General features: G+C 34.1%; 12 protein-coding genes. 6 read left to right on the forward strand and 6 right to left on the reverse strand.

Annotated features, from left to right (window positions below):
- Positions 1 to 7 precede the first annotated feature (7 nt).
- The 3 genes from ERX46_RS00155 to ERX46_RS00165 all read right to left on the reverse strand — a co-directional run bounded on the left by ERX46_RS00155 (position 8) and on the right by ERX46_RS00165 (position 1,186).
- Positions 8 to 328, reverse strand: coding sequence for a single-stranded DNA-binding protein (locus ERX46_RS00155; RefSeq protein ID WP_130091805.1), 321 nt, complete (start codon positions 326 to 328; stop codon positions 8 to 10).
- 73 nt (positions 329 to 401) lie between these two features.
- Positions 402 to 728, reverse strand: a complete 327-nt coding sequence (locus ERX46_RS00160) for a single-stranded DNA-binding protein (RefSeq protein ID WP_130091806.1) — start codon at positions 726 to 728, stop codon at positions 402 to 404.
- A gap of 95 nt (positions 729 to 823) precedes the next feature.
- On the reverse strand, positions 824 to 1,186 hold the full coding sequence (locus ERX46_RS00165) for a single-stranded DNA-binding protein (RefSeq protein ID WP_130091807.1): 363 nt from the start codon (positions 1,184 to 1,186) through the stop codon (positions 824 to 826).
- An 809-nt stretch (positions 1,187 to 1,995) separates the two neighbouring features.
- On the opposite strand from ERX46_RS00165, the gene ERX46_RS00170 reads away from it, so the two are divergent.
- The 5 genes from ERX46_RS00170 (at position 1,996) to ERX46_RS00190 (ending at position 8,224) form a co-directional block, all read left to right on the forward strand.
- On the forward strand, positions 1,996 to 2,994 hold the full coding sequence (locus tag ERX46_RS00170) for a T9SS type A sorting domain-containing protein (protein ID WP_165366099.1): 999 nt from the start codon (positions 1,996 to 1,998) through the stop codon (positions 2,992 to 2,994).
- A 262-nt stretch (positions 2,995 to 3,256) separates the two neighbouring features.
- A complete protein-coding gene (locus ERX46_RS00175) occupies positions 3,257 to 4,267 on the forward strand; it encodes a hypothetical protein (RefSeq protein ID WP_130091809.1) in 1,011 nt (336 codons plus the stop codon).
- Positions 4,268 to 5,112: 845 nt separating this feature from the next.
- Positions 5,113 to 7,056 carry an ice-binding family protein gene (locus ERX46_RS00180; protein WP_130091810.1) on the forward strand — a complete coding sequence of 648 codons (1,944 nt, stop codon included), beginning with the start codon at positions 5,113 to 5,115 and terminating at the stop codon, positions 7,054 to 7,056.
- A 217-nt stretch (positions 7,057 to 7,273) separates the two neighbouring features.
- Positions 7,274 to 7,630 (forward strand): thioredoxin, encoded by a 357-nt coding sequence (gene trxA, locus ERX46_RS00185; RefSeq protein ID WP_130091811.1) that lies wholly within the window; start codon positions 7,274 to 7,276, stop codon positions 7,628 to 7,630.
- 174 nt (positions 7,631 to 7,804) lie between these two features.
- Positions 7,805 to 8,224, forward strand: a complete 420-nt coding sequence (locus ERX46_RS00190) for a GxxExxY protein (RefSeq protein WP_130091812.1) — start codon at positions 7,805 to 7,807, stop codon at positions 8,222 to 8,224.
- Positions 8,225 to 8,447: 223 nt separating this feature from the next.
- On the opposite strand, the gene mfd is transcribed toward ERX46_RS00190, so the two are convergent.
- Positions 8,448 to 11,792, reverse strand: coding sequence for a transcription-repair coupling factor (gene mfd / locus ERX46_RS00195; RefSeq protein WP_242494511.1), 3,345 nt, complete (start codon positions 11,790 to 11,792; stop codon positions 8,448 to 8,450).
- 601 nt (positions 11,793 to 12,393) lie between these two features.
- Here mfd and ERX46_RS00200 point away from each other — a divergent pair.
- Positions 12,394 to 14,958 carry an adenosylcobalamin-dependent ribonucleoside-diphosphate reductase gene (locus ERX46_RS00200; protein WP_130091813.1) on the forward strand — a complete coding sequence of 855 codons (2,565 nt, stop codon included), beginning with the start codon at positions 12,394 to 12,396 and terminating at the stop codon, positions 14,956 to 14,958.
- A 306-nt stretch (positions 14,959 to 15,264) separates the two neighbouring features.
- Here the strand turns inward: ERX46_RS00200 and ERX46_RS00205 are convergent, their stop codons facing one another.
- Together ERX46_RS00205 and ERX46_RS00210 are read right to left on the reverse strand one after the other, a co-directional pair.
- Positions 15,265 to 17,355, reverse strand: coding sequence for a M43 family zinc metalloprotease (locus ERX46_RS00205; protein ID WP_130091814.1), 2,091 nt, complete (start codon positions 17,353 to 17,355; stop codon positions 15,265 to 15,267).
- 135 nt (positions 17,356 to 17,490) lie between these two features.
- Positions 17,491 to 18,018 carry a hypothetical protein gene (locus tag ERX46_RS00210; protein WP_130091815.1) on the reverse strand — a complete coding sequence of 176 codons (528 nt, stop codon included), beginning with the start codon at positions 18,016 to 18,018 and terminating at the stop codon, positions 17,491 to 17,493.
- Positions 18,019 to 18,323: the final 305 nt, after the last annotated feature.

Consider the following 18,323-nt stretch of genomic DNA (forward strand, 5'->3'; position numbering starts at 1 on the left):
ATTATTTCTAGCTTAAAGCCACTGCATTTTTCACTTCAATCGAAGTAAATGATTTCGACTCTCCAGTTTTAGACAAGTACTTTCTTGTAACTAGTTTTCCTGTTATGGCAATCTGAGTTCCTTTCTTTCCTGACTTAGCAATATAATTTGCCGTTGGTCCCCAAGCATGGATGTTGTGCCAAAATGTTTTGTCTTTTCTATCACCGTTTTTGTCCACATATCTTTCATTCGTAGCCAATGTAAAACGCACTTTCTTTGCGCCACTTTCAAAATTTGTGATCTCTGGATCGATTCCTATATTTCCGATTAACTGAACTTGATTTCTCATGATTTCTTGTTTTTAATCCGATATCCACCGGATGATTAATACTCATTAACATGCTTTTATCACTATCAAACCTTTACAAAATGACTAAATCGTTGATCTCAATTTCAGTATACGATTGACGTTTTCCATTTGAATTATAGAAGCGTGATCTCAATCTTCCTTCGATTGCCAAAGATTGCCCTTTTGATCCAAGTTGTTCTAAAATTGGTACCCACTTTCCCCAAGCTGTAACTTTATGCCAATTCTTAGTGTCTTTTGTATTTCCTTCATCATCCAAGTAAGTCTCCTTTGTGGATAAAGAGAAGCGAGCGATTTTTTTACCTCCTTCCATTTCTACAAATTTTGGATCTGATGACATTTGACCTATTAAATTTACGTGATTCATTTGTTGTACTCTCATGATATTATGTGTTTAGGATTAATACTTGTTTTAAACATTTTGTTTTAAAAGAGTGCCCAACCATTACTTTGGACACTCCTAACCAACCAAACTTTTTATTTTTTACTTGTTTTCGCTTCGTCTTTATCACGGTTCAACACCATGAATTCACGCATCGAAATTTCTGTTTTGTAGCGTTTTTCGCCTTCTTTAGTTTCATAAGAATCGTTCACTAACTTTCCTTCCAAAACGACTTCAGATCCTTTCTTTAATAGTTTCTCGCAAAGCTCAGCTGCTTTTCCCCAGGCAACTACATTGTGCCATGTCGTGTTGTCTACCCATTCACCTTTTTTATCTTTATAAGATTCGTGTGTTGCTAAACTAAAACGTGCTACTGAATTTTTGTCTCCGAATTGTGTGATCGCTGGATCTGCACCTAAATTCCCGATTAAACTAACTGTGTTTCTTAATGTGTTCATGTCTGTAAATTTTAATTAATAATTGTTTGAACTTGTATATCGAACTGTCTCTCAGTCATCGACACTGCAAAGGTGGGGAGAGGTGCAAACTTTATACGGGTATTTACCACTTGTTGTCGAATGTCTTTCGTTTGTAAGTGGTAAAATTCGGATAGATGTTTGTTTTTGTTAGGAAGTTGGTGTGAAATAAAAAATGAAGTTTTTTTGAGATTTATTTGGAAAAAGGTAAATAATGATGATTTATGAGTTATGAATGATGAATTTTTGGATCTTTGGGAAGGATTCTAATTGTTAAATATCAATTGTGAATTGTTAATGAATGTGTCCAGGTAGTTCTTTCCATTTTCTCTTTTAGAATGTTAAGCTAAGTCGAGCTTCTTCTTTCTTTTTGCAATGTTTCAAATTCAACCAAAAATTGATTGATACGGTTTGAAGTTGTGATGAGTAAATCTATTCTGTTTTATCTCAGTTCTCCAAAGTTGAATAAGCTTTGTGAAAACCTTCGTGATGCTCAGTATTAGGAATAATCACCGCAGTTGAATATAAATCATGAATATTTGTAGCTGTTTTTGACCTGATTTCTATTAATTAATCCTGCTATTTTTGCAGTTAATAACTTCGTGACTAAATGTTTATAACTTATTTTCAATATGAAGATTTCCTGAAGGCTCTTAAAACAAAGGAACCTTTACTCTAAAACTGACTTTCGTCATTGTTTTTACAATTTATTTTAGGGTTGTGTAACAAATGTTATGCATGCATACTTAAAAAGAGTGTATATTTGCACAGAATATAATTATGCACGCACAATGAAATATTTATTTATAACTTTCTTTTTGATTTTTGCAGTTGGTTTTGGGGCTAATGCACAATATCACTTTAGTACTTCTGTAACAACAAATAATGGAATTACAATGGTTATTGAATTATCAACTACAGGGATTGAGACCTCTACTCCTTCAGGTCATTGTCCAAATGGCTACAATTTCAACGTTTTGTTTGATTACTCAGTTAACTTTTATAAAAACGGAAAAGAAAGAAAATTTAAGGATTCAGATATTTATACATTGCAAGGAAATTTTAAATGTAATGATCAATCAAGTTTCTTTGATATTCCAAATACTACAGGAAAAGGATCAGGCAAAACAAATGGAAATATTTGGGTTGGTGAATCGACTTGCGCTACTGCAACGGTTGAAAGTTTAATATGCAATAACGTAGAATTTGTAATTCAATTAAAAGGTTACGATTATAATTCAATTTCTGCGCAGGGAACCTCAACCCTTCCAATAGAACTCATCACTTTCGATGCAGTAAAACAAGATCGTCAAGTAGAATTGTTGTGGAAAACCGCAAGTGAATTAAATAACGATTATTTTACAATTGAACGTTCTGCTGATGGAATGTCTTGGGAAAATGTTCAAATTATCTTAGGTGCTGGAAATAGCACAAGAGTTTTGGATTACTCATGGATTGATAATTCTCCTTATGCTGGGATTTCTTATTACAGATTAACGCAAACAGATTACGATGGTAAATCTGAAACATTCAATATCGTTTCTGTAGAGCAAAATGATGTTGAGGAATTACAAGCTTATCCAAATCCAGTTTCGCATACTTCTTATTTAATAGGAGTAGATTCAAATAAACCAGTACGTATTTTCAATACAGTTGGAGTTGAGGTAACAGGAAACATAAATATTTCAATTGCTCCATCAAAGAAAACTTTGTTAGACATGAGTAATTTGCCAAAAGGAATGTATTACGTTGTGAATGGCGATGAAAGTATTCGGTTGTTAAAGCAGTGAGATTTATTTAGGTAGTTTACAATTATTTTTCAAATATATTTAAAGCTTCGTCCATTATTCTTGTAATTGAGAAAATGAGACGAAGCTTTTTGAATTTATAGACAGTTTTTTTTTAATAAAATATTCATTAAAGAGCCTTTTCTTATCTTAATTACGTAATTCGTCTATAGTAAAAAGGTTTTTGTGGTTAATTATCAGTGGTTAGTCGCTGTAGGTTAAAAAGCTAATGATACTTTTGAATCGAAATTGAAAACACTTTTTCATGAGGCAATTGATTATTACTTTCTATTTGATTTTTATTGTTGGTTTTGGCGCGGTTGGGCAATATGATTTTACTGCAATTGCCGAACGATCTGACGGTGTAACTTTAATTGTCAAAATTAAAGTTACAGGAGTTTACTTTAAGAGCTTAAGCTGGGGATGCGAATACGCTGTTGAATTTAATACATCATCAGCTTTTTATGAAAACGATGTGGAAATGGTTAATAACGTTCCACAAATAAATGACTTAAATATTATTTTCGAATGTAATCCGAGTTTGTTTGGGAATACTATTGAAACAAATATACCACGTACTTTAGGTGATAATATTGGTCAGAGGACAACTTTACAAAATACAAACATATCAGAAAATTGCGATAATATTTCTTTAGAAAACTTGATGAGTACTAGAGCTATTTTATTAATGGGTTTTTTTAATGGAGCTATCGAATTTTCAGAAACTATAACAACTGATGTAATTTCAACTCTCCCAGTAGAACTCATAACATTCGATGCAGTAAAGCAAAACCGTGATGTAAAACTTTCATGGAAAACAGCAAGCGAACTAAACAACGATTACTTTACGGTCGATCGTTCTGCAGATGGAATTTCATGGGAAACTATTCAAACATTATCAGGAGCTGGAAATAGTTCACATGTATCAGATTACTCTTGGTTAGACGTTTCTCCTTATAGTGGTATTTCTTATTATAGATTAAAGCAAACAGATTATGACGGAAAATCTGAAACATTCAACATTGTTTCTGTAGTGCAAAATGAAGTCGAAGAATTACAAGCTTATCCAAATCCTGTTTCGCATTCTTCGACTCTGTTAGGAGTAGATTCAGACAAACCAAATCGTATTTTTAATACTGTAGGTGTTGAGGTAACAGGAAATGTAAATATTTCACATTCTCCATATCAGAAAACAGTATTAGATATGAGTAATTTGCCAACAGGATTGTATTATGTTACTAATGGTGAAAAAAGTATTCAGTTGTCGAAAGAATAAAGAGTGCTAGCATATCATTTATATTACAATCAAACCACCAACAAAACTCCGTCTTGTTCTCTACATATTGAGAAATTTAGACGGAGTTTTTATGTTTAAGCTTGGATAACTATTCAGATCTTAAGGGAGTTGGAAATAGCGCTAGAGTTTCAAATTACTCTTGGATTTAAAATTCTTCTTATGCTGAGATCTCATACTACAGATTAAAACAAACAGATTAAGATGGAAAAACTGAAACATTCAACATCGTTTTTTTAGAGCAGAGTGACTTTAAAGAATTTCTAACCTATTCAAATTCTATTGCTCATACTTCAACTTTATTAGGAGTTAAAATAACAGGAATCGTAAATATTTCAATTGCTCTACCTAAGTAAACATTGTTTGAAACGAGTCAACTGACTAAAGCAATGTATTGCATGGTAAATGGAATAAAAGTATAAGGTGGTTAAAACAATAAATTTCTGATATTATATTAAATCCAAACATAGAAAATAATCTAGTTCTTAAAATATTTAGAAAATTAGAGGGCACTTTTCTGTTTCGAAATAAATCCAAGCTATTAAAGACCTTTTAAAGAGGGAAAACTTTTACTAATTACGTAATTCAGCTATGATAAATTGATGTTTGTCGATAAAAAACGTCATTTAATCGTTGTTCGGCAAAGCATTGACTACTTTTGACAAGAATTAAAATATACAGCACATAATGCAGCAATTAGTTACAAATTTATTATTCGGTTTTATGGTTGTGCTAGGGTTAAAAGCACAGACCTTACAATCTCTCGGTTACAGTTTCTGGAACTTGAAGTACTGATTTAATCGTTATGAATCTCTAATTATTTTTATATGATAAGAAAATCAAAAAATATAATACTAGCTATCGCACTATTGTTAACTCCAGCAATTATGTTTGGACAAACACCTATTCCATTAGGAGTGCTTTCTTCTTTTGAAGCTTACGCTGGTATTGGAGCAGTTACAAATTCAGGAACGCTTAAAGGCGATGTTGGCTCACATACTGGTGCAATTACTGGATGTGATGGACCTCCATCTTTTGTTGGGACTGTTTATCATAATGATTCTACAACACTACAAGCTAGAGAAGATATGCTTTGGATGTATATTAACCTTAACAATCTTCCTGTTACAAACTTTTCTCATCCTGCTGCTTTTGGAAGCGGTGAAACTCTTAATCCTGGAGTATATTCCATACCTTCAGCAGGAAGCTTAGCAGGAACTATAACGCTTAAAGGAGGAGCTAATGATTTTTATGTTTTCAAATTTGAAGGTGCGTTTACAATAGGAATAGGCTCAACTGTTATTTTAGCTGGTGGATTAAGACCTGCTAATGTTTTTTGGATTGCTAACGGAGCTATTTCAGCAACACCAACTTTAGCTAGTAATCGAACTAGTATAAAAGGAACTTTATTTTCATATCCTGGAGCTATTACTTTAGGTGGGAATTGTGACTTAGAAGGAAGAATGCTTAGCACAAACGGAGCAATTTCTACTGGAGTTAATAGTGTTGCATTGAGACCTCTTGGTGTTTGTACTATTCCAATACCTTGTCTAGACCCTAAAAAACCAGTTCACGATGTTTTAGGAACAATTGATGATTTTATCTTTTTCACGAATAATGGTGCTGTAACAAATGTTTCTACATCTGGAATTGTTGGCAGTATTGGTGCAGATAATGGTTCTTTAAGCGGTTTTGAGAGTTCAACTCATATCAGATCTTTTGAACTCGGACCTATAAATACTGTTACAAATCAAGCAGCGCTAGATTTAAACAGCGCTTATACTCAGTTAATGGCTATACCAGCTACTGTGCCCAGTGGAACAATTCCAGCACATAGTCCAACTTTTGGACTTTCAGCACAACCTGGAGAAATTCTTATACCTGGAGTCTATGATGTAGCCACAGCTGCAAGTCTAACAGGATATCTCACCTTAGACGGAGGAGGTGATCCTAACGCAGTGTTTATTATTAGGATTAATGGAGCATTCACAGTGACGTCAAGAGCAAAAGTGATTTTAAAGAATGGAACGCGTGCTTCTAATGTTTTTTGGATAACCACAAATGCACATGCAATTGCTATGGGGACTTGGTCTTCTATGAGAGGGACAATTATTGCTGGAGGAGCATGTACTATGGGAGCAAGTGGTAATTTAGAAGGAAGAATGCTTTCTAGAAATGGCGCAGTTGCATTTAGTACAGGTACGGCTTACAATGAAGCACTTTGTAATATATCTTCGAATTGGACCTTACCTATTGAGTTGTTAAGTTTTACTGCCGTTTCAAAAAATGCGCATTTGCAGCTTAATTGGGCTACTGCTAGCGAAGTAAACAATGATTACTTTACATTAGAACGTTCACCAAATGGTGTGTGGTGGGAAACTGTAAAGAAAGTTGATGGTTCTGGAAACAGTAAGCATATTTTAGATTACTCATGGAATGATAACTCTCCTTATACTGGGATTTCATACTACAGATTAAAACAAACAGATTTCGATGGTAAAACGGAAACATTTAATATCGTATCGGTAGAACAAAGTGAAGCTGAGGAATTACAAGCTTATCCGAATCCAGTAGTGCACACCGTTACTTTGTTGGGTGTAAATCAAGATCAGCAGTTACGTATTTTTAATACGGCTGGAATTGATGTGACGAATAGCACAAATATTTCATTATCTCCATCAAAGAAAACGTTATTAGACATGAGTCATTTGTCAAAAGGAATGTATTATGTTGATAATGGAGAAAAGCCAGTTCAGGTAATCAAGCTTTAAGCTTTTAAGCAGCTTAAAAGAATCCAAAAATTATGAGTAAGTAACTACTCAAGGTATTTGGTTCGAATTTTAATGATGAATTTTTGGACTATTGCTTCAGGGATTTATGGTTTTTAATAATACCACTTAGTTGCAATTGCTTTTGAATTAGCCAACGTTACATGGGTTACACATATCCTTTAGTTAAATCCCGATATTTGCATAAAAGAAAAAGATTATGGCAACGATAAATTTAACAGCAGAGCAATTCAAATCAGATGTATTCGATTATACAACATCGAAAGAATGGAAATATAAAGATGAGGTTCCAGCAATTATTGACTTTTATGCAGACTGGTGTGGACCATGTAAAATGGTAGCACCAATTTTAGAAGAACTTTCTAAAGAATACGAAGGAAAAGTGAAAATTTATAAAGTAGATACTGAAGTAGAACAAGAATTATCATCAGTTTTTGGAATCAGAAGTATTCCAAGTATGCTTTTCATTCCTGTAGGAGCTGCACAACCAATGATGCAAGCGGGTGCTCTGTCAAAAACAGCATTGAAAGATATTATTGAGAAAGAGTTAGTTTAATTATGAATTATGAATGATGACTGTCTTTACTATGATTTAGTTTGATTTTCTTGATTGGCTATGATTTTAAATAGTCCCTTTTAATTATTTTCATCTACTTAATTATGATGAGATTGAATAATTACATCCTAGAAAAAGAAGTTTATTTCAATTATTTGCCTAACTTATATTGGTATGATAAAACAACAATATAAATTTAGCGACCGAACATCAAGAATAATTGGCTGTGCAATGAAGGTTCACAGTGCTTTAGGAAATGGTTTTCAAGAAGTAATTTATCAGCGGGCATTGCAAATTGAGTTAGCTGATGAGAATATAGAATTCCTTCGAGAATTTGAAATGCCCATTTATTATAAAAATCATCATATTGGGACACGAAGAGTTGATTTCCTAGTTGGAGAAGACATTTCAGTTGAGATAAAAGCGGTGATTCAGTTAGAAGATGTTCATTTAGCTCAAGCTATTAATTATTTAGAAGCCTACGATATTGAAGTTGGTTTGCTAATCAATTTTGGTTCAAAAAGTTTAGACTTTAAAAGGTTGTCAAATAAAAAGTTTAATCAGAAGAAAAATGGTAACCCAGGAATCAAGTAATACAAAAAACGTTTTAACTATGATTAAGAGTGATTTTTTTGATGAGCTATGATTAAAAAAAAAACAGAATCAAGGTGAAATGTCTTTACTATTATTAAGAGTGATTCTTTTGATTAGCTATGATTAGAAAAAAAAATCTAATCCAATTTCAAGTCAAACCTTCAAATCAAACAATCATGGTAATCAAATTAATCATTTAAAATCATAGTAAAGATATTTTACTCTAAGGCATGATCGCTGAAACCCTCGCCAAAGCTTCATCAATATCCTTCACATCACTAAAAACCAACCTCAATTTCTCATTCTTCTGATTCATCTTAACCCCCTTAGGATTCGTTTGAATGTAATTTAATACTTGCGTAAATATCGGGCTTTGATAATATATATGTTCTGGACTTTCAGTGAAATATCCAATCATCTTTTCAGATTTTATGATTAATCTCGTGAAGCCAATCTCTTGTGCTTTTCTTCTTAATCTTATTGATTGTAATAAATCTTCTACTAAAGCTGGAATTGGTCCGAAACGGTCAGACAATTGATCTTCGAATAATTTTAATTCTTCTTCTGTTTTAAGGTTGTCTAATTCTTGATACAATGAAAGTCTTTCAGAAACATTATTCACATAATCATCTGGAATTCTGATTTCCATGTCTGTTTCTAGAACACATTCTTGCGTAAATGTTTGATAACTGTCGCTGTTTCTGTTTTCGAATAAATCTTTGAATTCAGATTGACGCAATTCATCGATGGCTTCGTTGAGGATTTTCTGATACATGTCGAATCCGATATCTGCAATGAATCCTGATTGTTCTCCTCCGAGCAGGTTTCCAGCTCCTCGAATGTCCAAATCTTTCATGGCGATGCTAAATCCAGCTCCTAAATCTGAGAATTGAACCAAGGCATTTAAGCGTTTTTGTGCTTCTGATGTCAACATGTTGTAACGTGGTGCAATCAAATAACAGAATCCTTTTTTTGTAGATCTTCCAACTCTTCCACGCAATTGGTGCAAATCACTTAATCCGAAATTATTGGCCATGTTGATGATGATCGTATTCGCATTCGAAATGTCAATTCCTGATTCAATAATTGTAGTCGCCAACAAAACATCGTATTCATGCTCGATGAAATCCATCATAACTTTCTCCAACTTCTTCCCATCCATTTGACCGTGGCCAATTGCCACACGAACGCCCGGGCAAAGTCGTTGAATCATTCCAGACACTTCTTGAATATTCTCTAATCTGTTGTGAACGAAGTAAACTTGTCCACCTCTGCTGACTTCATAAGAAATTGCATCTCGAATGATTTCTTCGTCAAATTCCACAATTTCTGTAAGAACAGGCTGACGATTGGGTGGTGGTGTATTAATAATACTTAAATCCCGCGCTCCCATCAATGAAAACTGTAATGTCCTCGGAATAGGAGTCGCTGTTAATGTCAAAGTATCAACAGTTGCTTTTAAAGTTTTTAATTTATCCTTTACCGAAACGCCAAACTTTTGTTCTTCGTCAATAATGATTAATCCAAGGTCTTTAAACTTGACATTATTACTGGCTATTTTATGTGTTCCAATTAGAATATCAATTTTCCCATCTGCTAAATTTTTCAGAGTTTCATTGGTTTGCTTTGTCGATTTGAATCGATTTACATAATCAACGGTTACTGGGAAATCTTTCAATCTTTCTTTGAAACTTCTGTAATGTTGAAGTGAAAGAATTGTCGTGGGAACTAAAATTGCGACTTGTTTTCCGTCTGTAGCTGCTTTAAATGCTGCACGAACTGCAATTTCTGTTTTCCCGAAACCAACATCACCACAAATCAAGCGGTCCATTGGCGTATCTTTTTCCATGTCTTGTTTCACCGCTTCAGTCGCTTTTAACTGATCTGGCGTGTCTTCATAGATAAAAGAAGCTTCAAGTTCATTTTGCAAATAAGTGTCAGGAGTAAATGCATATCCAGGCTGACTCTTTCTTTTGGCGTACAGTTGAATTAAATCGAAAGCAATTTCTTTGATTTTCTTCTTGGTCTTGTTTTTCAACTTCGCCCAAGTTTGTGTACCCAACTTATTCATTGAAGGCGCCGTACCATCTTTCCCTGTGAATTTTGAAATACGGTGCAGAGAGTGAATTGAAACATATAAAACGTCATTGTCTTTATATACCAATCGAATTGTTTCTTGCTGTTTTCCGTTGACATCAATGGTTTCTAATCCACTGAAACGCCCAACTCCATGATCAATATGAGTTACATAATCTCCTTTTTGTAAATTATGTAATTCTTTTAAAGTCAGTGCTTGTTTGGCTTGTCTGAATCCTTCTTTTAATCTAAATCTGTTGTATCGTTCGAAAATTTGATGATCTGTATAGCAAACCAATTTCAATTCTTCATTGATAAATCCTTCGTTTATTCCTGTATTTATTGGCGTAAATTCAACTTCAGCTTGGATATCTCTAAAAATATCCAGTAATCTTTCGATTTGTTTGGGCTGATTCGAAAAGATGAGGTTTTTAAATCCTAACTTTTTACGTTGTCTTAAATCTTCCGTCAATAAATCAAAATTCTTATTGAAAGCAGGTTGCGCTTTGTCATTAAACTGAATTAATGTGGCTTCTTTATTTGTGTAATCTGGTCCCCATTCAATTTTCGAAAACAACTGAATTTCTTTTTCTAAATCGGTAGGGTGATAATACAATTCTGAAGGCTGACTGCGCGTCCCTCCAGTATCTGGTAATTCATTGTAAATATTCGCAGCCTTTTTATATTCAGCTTCCAGTTGACCTTTGATTTCTTTATAAGAACTCAACCAAATTGTTGTTTCATTTCCAACGAAAGAAAGAAAACTTCCATTTTCTGTATGGTCAAGCGATAATTGAATATTAGGAACGATATGAAAAAACGCATGTTCCTTAATTGAAAGTTGCGTAACAGGATCAAAAGTTCGAATGGTTTCCAATTCATCTCCGAAAAATTCCAATCTAAAAGGTTGATCATTTGAATAAGAGAATATATCTACAATTCCTCCACGTATAGAAAACTGACCCGGTTCATAAACGAAATCAACAATATTGAATTCATGTTCCATCAGAAACTCTGTCAAGAATTCGATATCATAATCTTTTCCTTTTTCAACCTTAAATGAGTTCGTAGAAAGTTTTTGTTTTGTAGGAACTCTTTCAAAAAGCGCTTTGGGATAAGTAACAATCCATGAATTTGGAGATTTCGTTACTTTATCTAAAGCTTCAGCTCTTCCAACGACATTTGCATTATCGGTTTCTTCCAATTTATAAGGAACCTTGTAAGAAGCTGGATAAAAAACCACGCGGTCATCATCCGGATAAAGACCTTGTAAGTCGTTAAGAAAATAAGCAGCTTCCTCTTTATCTTGAAGAATAAAAAGATGATGTCCCGGAACTTGTTCAGCAACGGTACTTGCATTAAAAGCTTTGCTGGCACCAACAACTCCTTTCCATTGAATATTCGTAGGACGTTTTTGTAATTTATCAATTGTAGATATAACTCCACTGGATTTTTTAAATTCTGCTTTTATCGTCTTTATTGTCATATTCATTTATTGGAGGTGCAAAGTTAAACTATCTGTTGCTTTATTCCCAACGTTGGAGATTTGTAAAATAATTAAGGATTGCACTATTGTAATTTAGAAACAATGGATTTGTTTTTTGGTTCGTTATGAAGGTGGAAGGATTGCCAAAAAACAAGATTTCAAAATTGTTCTACCAAAACCCAACAAATTTACCACTCAACAAACGAATTAAATCGATTTGTCTTTTGTTTTACATGCGACATAATATATCAAATTTTCCAATGTGTTTGAGATTTAGTTTTTCGATTTATTAACAAGAGATGTTAATATTAAATTTAGACGTCTTATTAACAATAATTTCACATCAAAAACAGTGTTGATTTTCCGCAACTTCCTTTGCAGATGTGACGTTACAAAATGACTAATTTTTTTTATCATTTGATCACTCTTAAAAAATGTGAATAACTATAAACTGATATAATTCCTTTCGGTCAGAATTGTCAATTAAAGTTTCTAATTTTATACCAGATTTGAAATCCAAGTGTATTTTTCGAATACAATTGAATCATTTTTAACCACAACACTTAAATCAATTAAAAAAAATGATAACTAAAAAAGACATAGTGATATGAGCGAAGGATTGGCACTTAAAACTCAGAAAAAGAGCGATTTAAAAAGCTACTCTCAGGAGGAGGTTTTGAAATCTGCAATTGATTATTTTAAAGGGGACACACTAGCTGGTGAGGTTTGGATGAAGAAATATGCATTGAAAGATGCGATGGGAAATCTATATGAAAAGACCCCAGATGAAATGCACAAACGTATCTCTAGTGAGTTTGCCAGAATTGAAGCAAAATATCCAAATCCGATAAGTGAGCAAGAGATTTATGATGTAATTAAAGACTTTAAATACATCATTCCTCAAGGAAGTCCAATGGCAGGAATTGGAAACAACTTTCAATATGTTTCAATTTCAAATTGCTTTGTAATTGGAAATGAAAAAGACGAAGATTCTTACGGTGGAATTTTAAAATTAGACCAAGAATTGGTTCAATTAATGAAAAGAAGAGCTGGAGTTGGTGTTGATTTATCATTTGTTCGCCCAAGTGGTTCGCCAGTTCAGAATTCTGCATTAACTGCTACAGGAGTTGTTCCATTTATGGAGCGTTTCTCAAATTCAACTAGAGAAGTTGCTCAAGGTGGAAGAAGAGGTGCTTTGATGGAGTCAATTGCAATTGATCATCCAGATTCAGAAGCATTTATCGATGCAAAAACTACAGCAGGAAAAGTTACGGGTGCCAATGTTTCTGTTAAGATTTCTGATGATTTCATGAAAACTGCTTTAACAGGTGGAGATTACACATTGACTTATCCAGTTAAATCTAAAAATCCTTCATTCACTAAAACAGTTGATGCAAAGAGACTTTGGGACAAAATTGTTCACAATGCATGGACTTCTGCTGAACCAGGAATTTTGTTTTGGGATACTTTAATTAGTGAATCTATTCCAGATTGTTATGCTGATTTAGGTTTCGAAACTGTTTCTACAAATCCATGTGGTGAGATTCCATTGTGTCCAAATGACTCATGTCGTTTATTGGCAATCAACTTATATTCTTACGTAAATAATCCATTTACTGACGAAGCTGAATTTGATTACGAATTGTTTGACAAGCACGTTATTTTAGCACAGCGTTTAATGGATGATTTGATTGATTTAGAACTTGAAAAAGTGGACAAAATCATCAATAAAATTAAAAATGATCCAGAGTCTGAATCAGTGAAAACTACTGAATTGAACTTATGGACACGTATTCGTGAGAAATGTGAGCAAGGGCGTAGAACAGGTTTAGGAATTACTGCTGAAGGAGATATGTTAGCAGCACTTAATATCTGCTACGGTACAGATGAATCAAATGATTTCTCTGAAGCTTTACACATGAGATTAAAGCACGGTGCTTTCTTATCTTCAAGCATTATGGCTGAAGAAAGAGGTGCTTTCCCAATTTGGGATGCAAAACGTGAGGAGGAAAATCCTTTCATGTTACGTATTAAAGAAGAAAACCCTGCACTTTACGAACGTTTAGTTCAGCACGGAAGAAGAAATATAGCGTTATTGACAATTGCACCAACAGGTTCAGTTTCAATTTTAACGCAAACAACTTCAGGTATTGAGCCAGCATTTATGGTTTCTTACATGAGAAGAAGAAAAATCAATCCAGATGATGTTGGAGCAACTGTAGATTTCGTTGATGAGGTTGGAGATTCATGGCAAGAATACCCTGTATTCCACCATAAATTCGAAACGTACTTAATTGCGAAAGGATACAATATGGAGGATGTTCGTAAAATGGATCAAGACCAAATTGCTTCTATTATTGCAAAATCGCCATACCATTTAGCTACATCAAATGATGTAAACTGGGTAAAGAAAGTGGAAATGCAAGGACGTGTTCAAAAACACATTGACCACTCAATTTCAGTAACTGTAAATCTTCCAAACGATGTTACGGAAGAAATGGTAGGAAAAGTTTACCAAACAGCTTGGGAGTCTGGTTGTAAGGGGGTAACTGTTTACCGTGATGGTTCAAGATCAGGAGTTCTTATTGCAACAAGCGAAAAAGAAGAAGTAAAAACAACAAGTTTTGATGATCACCATGCGCCAGAGCGTCCAGAGCGTTTGGAAGCAGATGTTGTTCGTTTCCAAAACAACTTGGAAGAGTGGATTGCATTCGTTGGAATGATAGACGGTCGTCCTTATGAAATCTTTACAGGTCGTAGAGATGGATTCAACGGAATTCCAAACGATGTGAAGAAAGGATTTATCAAGAAAGTGAAAAGCGATGACAGTAGTCGTTACGATTTCCAATATGAAGATAGAGGAGGTTACAACGTAACTGTTGAAGGTTTGTCAAGATCTTTTGATAAAGAATACTGGAACTATGCAAAAATGATTTCAGGAGTTTTACGTCACGGAATGCCATTATTACACGTTGTAGATTTAGTGGGTTCTTTGAACTTAAGTGATGACACATTGAATACATGGAAAAACGGTATTTCACGTGTTGTAAAGAAATACGTACCAGATGGAACGGAAAGTAAAAATGAATGTCCTGAATGTCACCAAAAAAGTGTACAATTTCAAGAAGGATGTTTGACTTGTACTAACTGTGGACACAGCGCTTGCGGCTAATGTCCGTTTATAAAGTCCGTTAGCGGCGTTGCAATTGTTTTTAAAACAGACCCTTCGACTTAGCTCAGTGCACCGCATTGACAAAAGTCAACTTACTGTTTTTAAAAACTTCATGCGCCTTGCTAACGAAATTTATAAATCAGACACTAGAGATTAATTTCAATCGAAAAGTTAGAATTAATATATTAAAAACGCGAACTCTTAATAGAGTTCGCGTTTTTGTTTCTTGTATTTTTTAGATTACGTTTTTAAATCCCGCTACCGCGAGTTTTTAACTCGTGGTAGACGGGTTTATAAAACTTAACTCTACTTCAAAATCAACTTATTCTGAACCACTTTCTCTCCATTTACAACTTTCAAGATGTAAACACCTTGTGTTGCATTAGCAGCTGGTTTGATGTTGTATTCTGATTGATTTGTTGGTAATTCACTTGATGAAATTACTCTACCAGACATGTCCGTTAATTGAAGTTTTGCTCCTCCCCATTGTGATGGATCATATTTGATATCCCAACCATCCGCTTGATTTGTTGGGTTTGGATAGATACTCAGGTTGTCCTCTTTTTGGAATCCTTCAGTACTCAATGTTCCACTGATATTGATGTTGTCAATTGCAATGTTGTTTGAGTTGTCTGATCCAGTATATTCAAATTTAAATTGAACATGGTTTCCAATCGAAGGCAGTGTAAAAGATTCATTATCCCAAAGCGTAGTTCCTTGATTTGGTCGAAATGAAGCCCATCCTGAACCATTATTTACAAGGTCTGTCCCAGAAATAACTTTACGCTGCTGCCACGTTTTACCACAATCTTTAGAGGAGTAAATAACTAGTTTTTCTGTAATCTGACTCAGCTCAGACGCGTCTGTAGCACAAGCCCAATCAAAAGAAACACCAATGTTGGTCATGTAAGAAAAATCCATTGAAGGTGTAACAAATGAATGTTTCGAACCTCCTCTTCTCATGTTGAAAAAATACGCTGGTGAGAAAATAATAGGATCTTGATAAGGTGTAGTCATATTCAAAAATATTCCACCTCCACCGTTTTTGCCTACATCATTTTTAACAGCCCATTCTTGTTCCAAACCTTGTGGATTTTGAATTATCCAATAATCAGGATTGTTTTCAAAATCGAATTGATGAACTCCACCAAATAAAGGCCAATCTGTCGTGATGCGAATAAAATCTTCTTTGACAATCGTATTGGTGACTCCATTGTCCACTACTGTTAAGGTCACATCTTTCCATCCCGGAGATGTGAAAGTTACCGTTGGATTTTCTGCATTCAAATCAGAAGCATTTCCATCTTGAAAACTCCATGTATAACTTGGATTGTTTCCAGACAGCCTCCAACTGAAGTTTTTAAATTGAACTTGATCTCCTTGACAAACCAATAATCTGTTGGCATGGAAATCAGCTATTGGGTCACAAATAGCACCACTTGGAATAGAGATATCTAAATTTTCTTGTGTCCAAAGGTTCGAACGTTGACTCACTTCCTGTTCCAAAATATTACGGATGAAAGAAACTTGATCTGCGGTGTACATGTTAGAACAATAGGAATATTCCATAAAGTTCTGAACATTATCTAACTCATTATTACAAGTCGTTCCAGCCAGATTACATGCTGTCCAACCAATAGTATTTGGAGTGTCTGCAATACCATCATCAACCGCGCAATTCCCTGCTAATCCAGGTTCATTTGTTGGTCCCCATAAGTGAGCTAAACCTAAATAATGTCCAATCTCATGTGTTAAAGCTCTTGCATTGGTTGCATTTGAAGTTCCTATATCGCCGATATAATTGTGGCGAATTATAATTCCATCACGAAAGCGATTATTTCCTTCAACCGAACTTGGGTAAAACGCATATCCTGCTGTTCCGCCTTCCATTGATTTAACTGTCCAAACATTTAAGTAACGACTTCTTGGCCATTGATTAATCTTAGAATAATCATCACCAATCGTTGTCTCACTGCTGAAGTGACGTGTGATTCCATTTGTACAGTTTCCGTAATTGTCTACTGTTGCCAAAACAAATTCTATTTTAGCATCAGTTGCTTTTCCTTTAAATTCAGGAACGATATCTACTGTGTCACTGTTTAACTTCCTGAAATCTTCGTTTAAAATTTCCAGTTGTCTGTAAATCTGTTCATCAGATATATTTTCGTCACCATATTCATGTACTACGTGAAAGACAATTGGAATAGAATAAACTTGATTCCCTTTTGTTACATTTTGCGTTGCCGCTATATTGCGCATTTCCATATAAGCTGCTTCAAGTTCTGGGTTTTCTGCCCAAAGCTTTGCTTCTTCTATATGGGTTCCGCATTTTTCTACTTGTTCTTGAGATCGCGCTATGAAAGCCACCAAGACAAGAAATAATAATAAATATTTCATATAATAATTTTAATTTTTATGTGTATTTACCAATTGACACTTAAATAAGTGAATCGATTTGACTAAAAATGGTCTTTGCAAGAAAACTTCACATCTTCAAGTATTAGACATTTTCTTATGAAAAAATAGATGTGATCACCCCTCTGGCGGAGGAGGCGTAGGACTTTTCATGAAGGTATGAAAAAATGATTTTTGAAATAATGGTTTTTCTGTTTTAGCGGAATAATCATAAAGGTTTTCTGGTTTTGGAATTCCATTCTTTGCAGAATAAACTTGCTTTGACCAAAATAGGACGACCGATTTGTCTTTATCTGATCTGTTTTCAGTCATTAAATCAAGCTGCTGAAAAAGTCCACTTTCTTTAACGTCATGAATGCATTTAAAGTAGATTGTGTCATTGCTTTTTCGGGTTTCAATAATATCATACATCTGATTATTAAATCGAAACTCCTTTTCAGGTTTTGTCCATTCTAGATTAATCCAGCTTTCTTCTTTGTTATGAAAAACGAAATCAACCAATTGGTTTTTAGGGACTCCTTCTTTTATAGCTCGTTTTATATCTTTCCGAATATTGGCTTGTCTGTATCTGAAAACACCGAATTGAATCCCTGTAAGCGTCGCAACTTGTGCGCTTAAAAAGAGTATTATCCAGAAATGTTTCATTCGTACCAAAGCAATAGTCTACTAAAGTGAAATACTAAATTAAATGTAAAATTATAAAATATTGTAATTTAAAGATTGAAAATACTCTGATGTATGTTTTAGAAATTGAATGGTAGGTAGAATTAAAAATGAAAAACTAAAAATGAAAAATTGAGTCACAGGATATTTTTTATTTCAAAATGTCAGCTCAACGAAACTGTCAATCTTAACATTAATCTGCGTTGAAAGTTACACAATTCGTAATTCGTAATTCCTCCATTCGTAATTGTCCTATCTCTTTCGATTAAAATGATTAAATTTGCACC

This window comes from Brumimicrobium glaciale (assembly GCF_004152935.1).
Lineage (GTDB): Bacteria > Bacteroidota > Bacteroidia > Flavobacteriales_D > Crocinitomicaceae > Brumimicrobium > Brumimicrobium glaciale.

Coding starts and splice junctions, on each gene's coding strand:
- ERX46_RS00155 (WP_130091805.1), bottom strand. CDS start 328: ATGAGAAATCAAGTTCAGTTAATCGGAAATATAGGAATCGATCCAGAG.
- ERX46_RS00200 (WP_130091813.1), top strand. CDS start 12,394: ATGAGCGAAGGATTGGCACTTAAAACTCAGAAAAAGAGCGATTTAAAA.
- trxA (WP_130091811.1), top strand. CDS start 7,274: ATGGCAACGATAAATTTAACAGCAGAGCAATTCAAATCAGATGTATTC.
- ERX46_RS00170 (WP_165366099.1), top strand. CDS start 1,996: ATGAAATATTTATTTATAACTTTCTTTTTGATTTTTGCAGTTGGTTTT.
- ERX46_RS00175 (WP_130091809.1), top strand. CDS start 3,257: ATGAGGCAATTGATTATTACTTTCTATTTGATTTTTATTGTTGGTTTT.
- ERX46_RS00210 (WP_130091815.1), bottom strand. CDS start 18,018: ATGAAACATTTCTGGATAATACTCTTTTTAAGCGCACAAGTTGCGACG.
- ERX46_RS00165 (WP_130091807.1), bottom strand. CDS start 1,186: ATGAACACATTAAGAAACACAGTTAGTTTAATCGGGAATTTAGGTGCA.
- ERX46_RS00180 (WP_130091810.1), top strand. CDS start 5,113: ATGATAAGAAAATCAAAAAATATAATACTAGCTATCGCACTATTGTTA.
- mfd (WP_242494511.1), bottom strand. CDS start 11,792: ATGAATATGACAATAAAGACGATAAAAGCAGAATTTAAAAAATCCAGT.
- ERX46_RS00190 (WP_130091812.1), top strand. CDS start 7,805: ATGATAAAACAACAATATAAATTTAGCGACCGAACATCAAGAATAATT.
- ERX46_RS00160 (WP_130091806.1), bottom strand. CDS start 728: ATGAGAGTACAACAAATGAATCACGTAAATTTAATAGGTCAAATGTCA.
- ERX46_RS00205 (WP_130091814.1), bottom strand. CDS start 17,355: ATGAAATATTTATTATTATTTCTTGTCTTGGTGGCTTTCATAGCGCGA.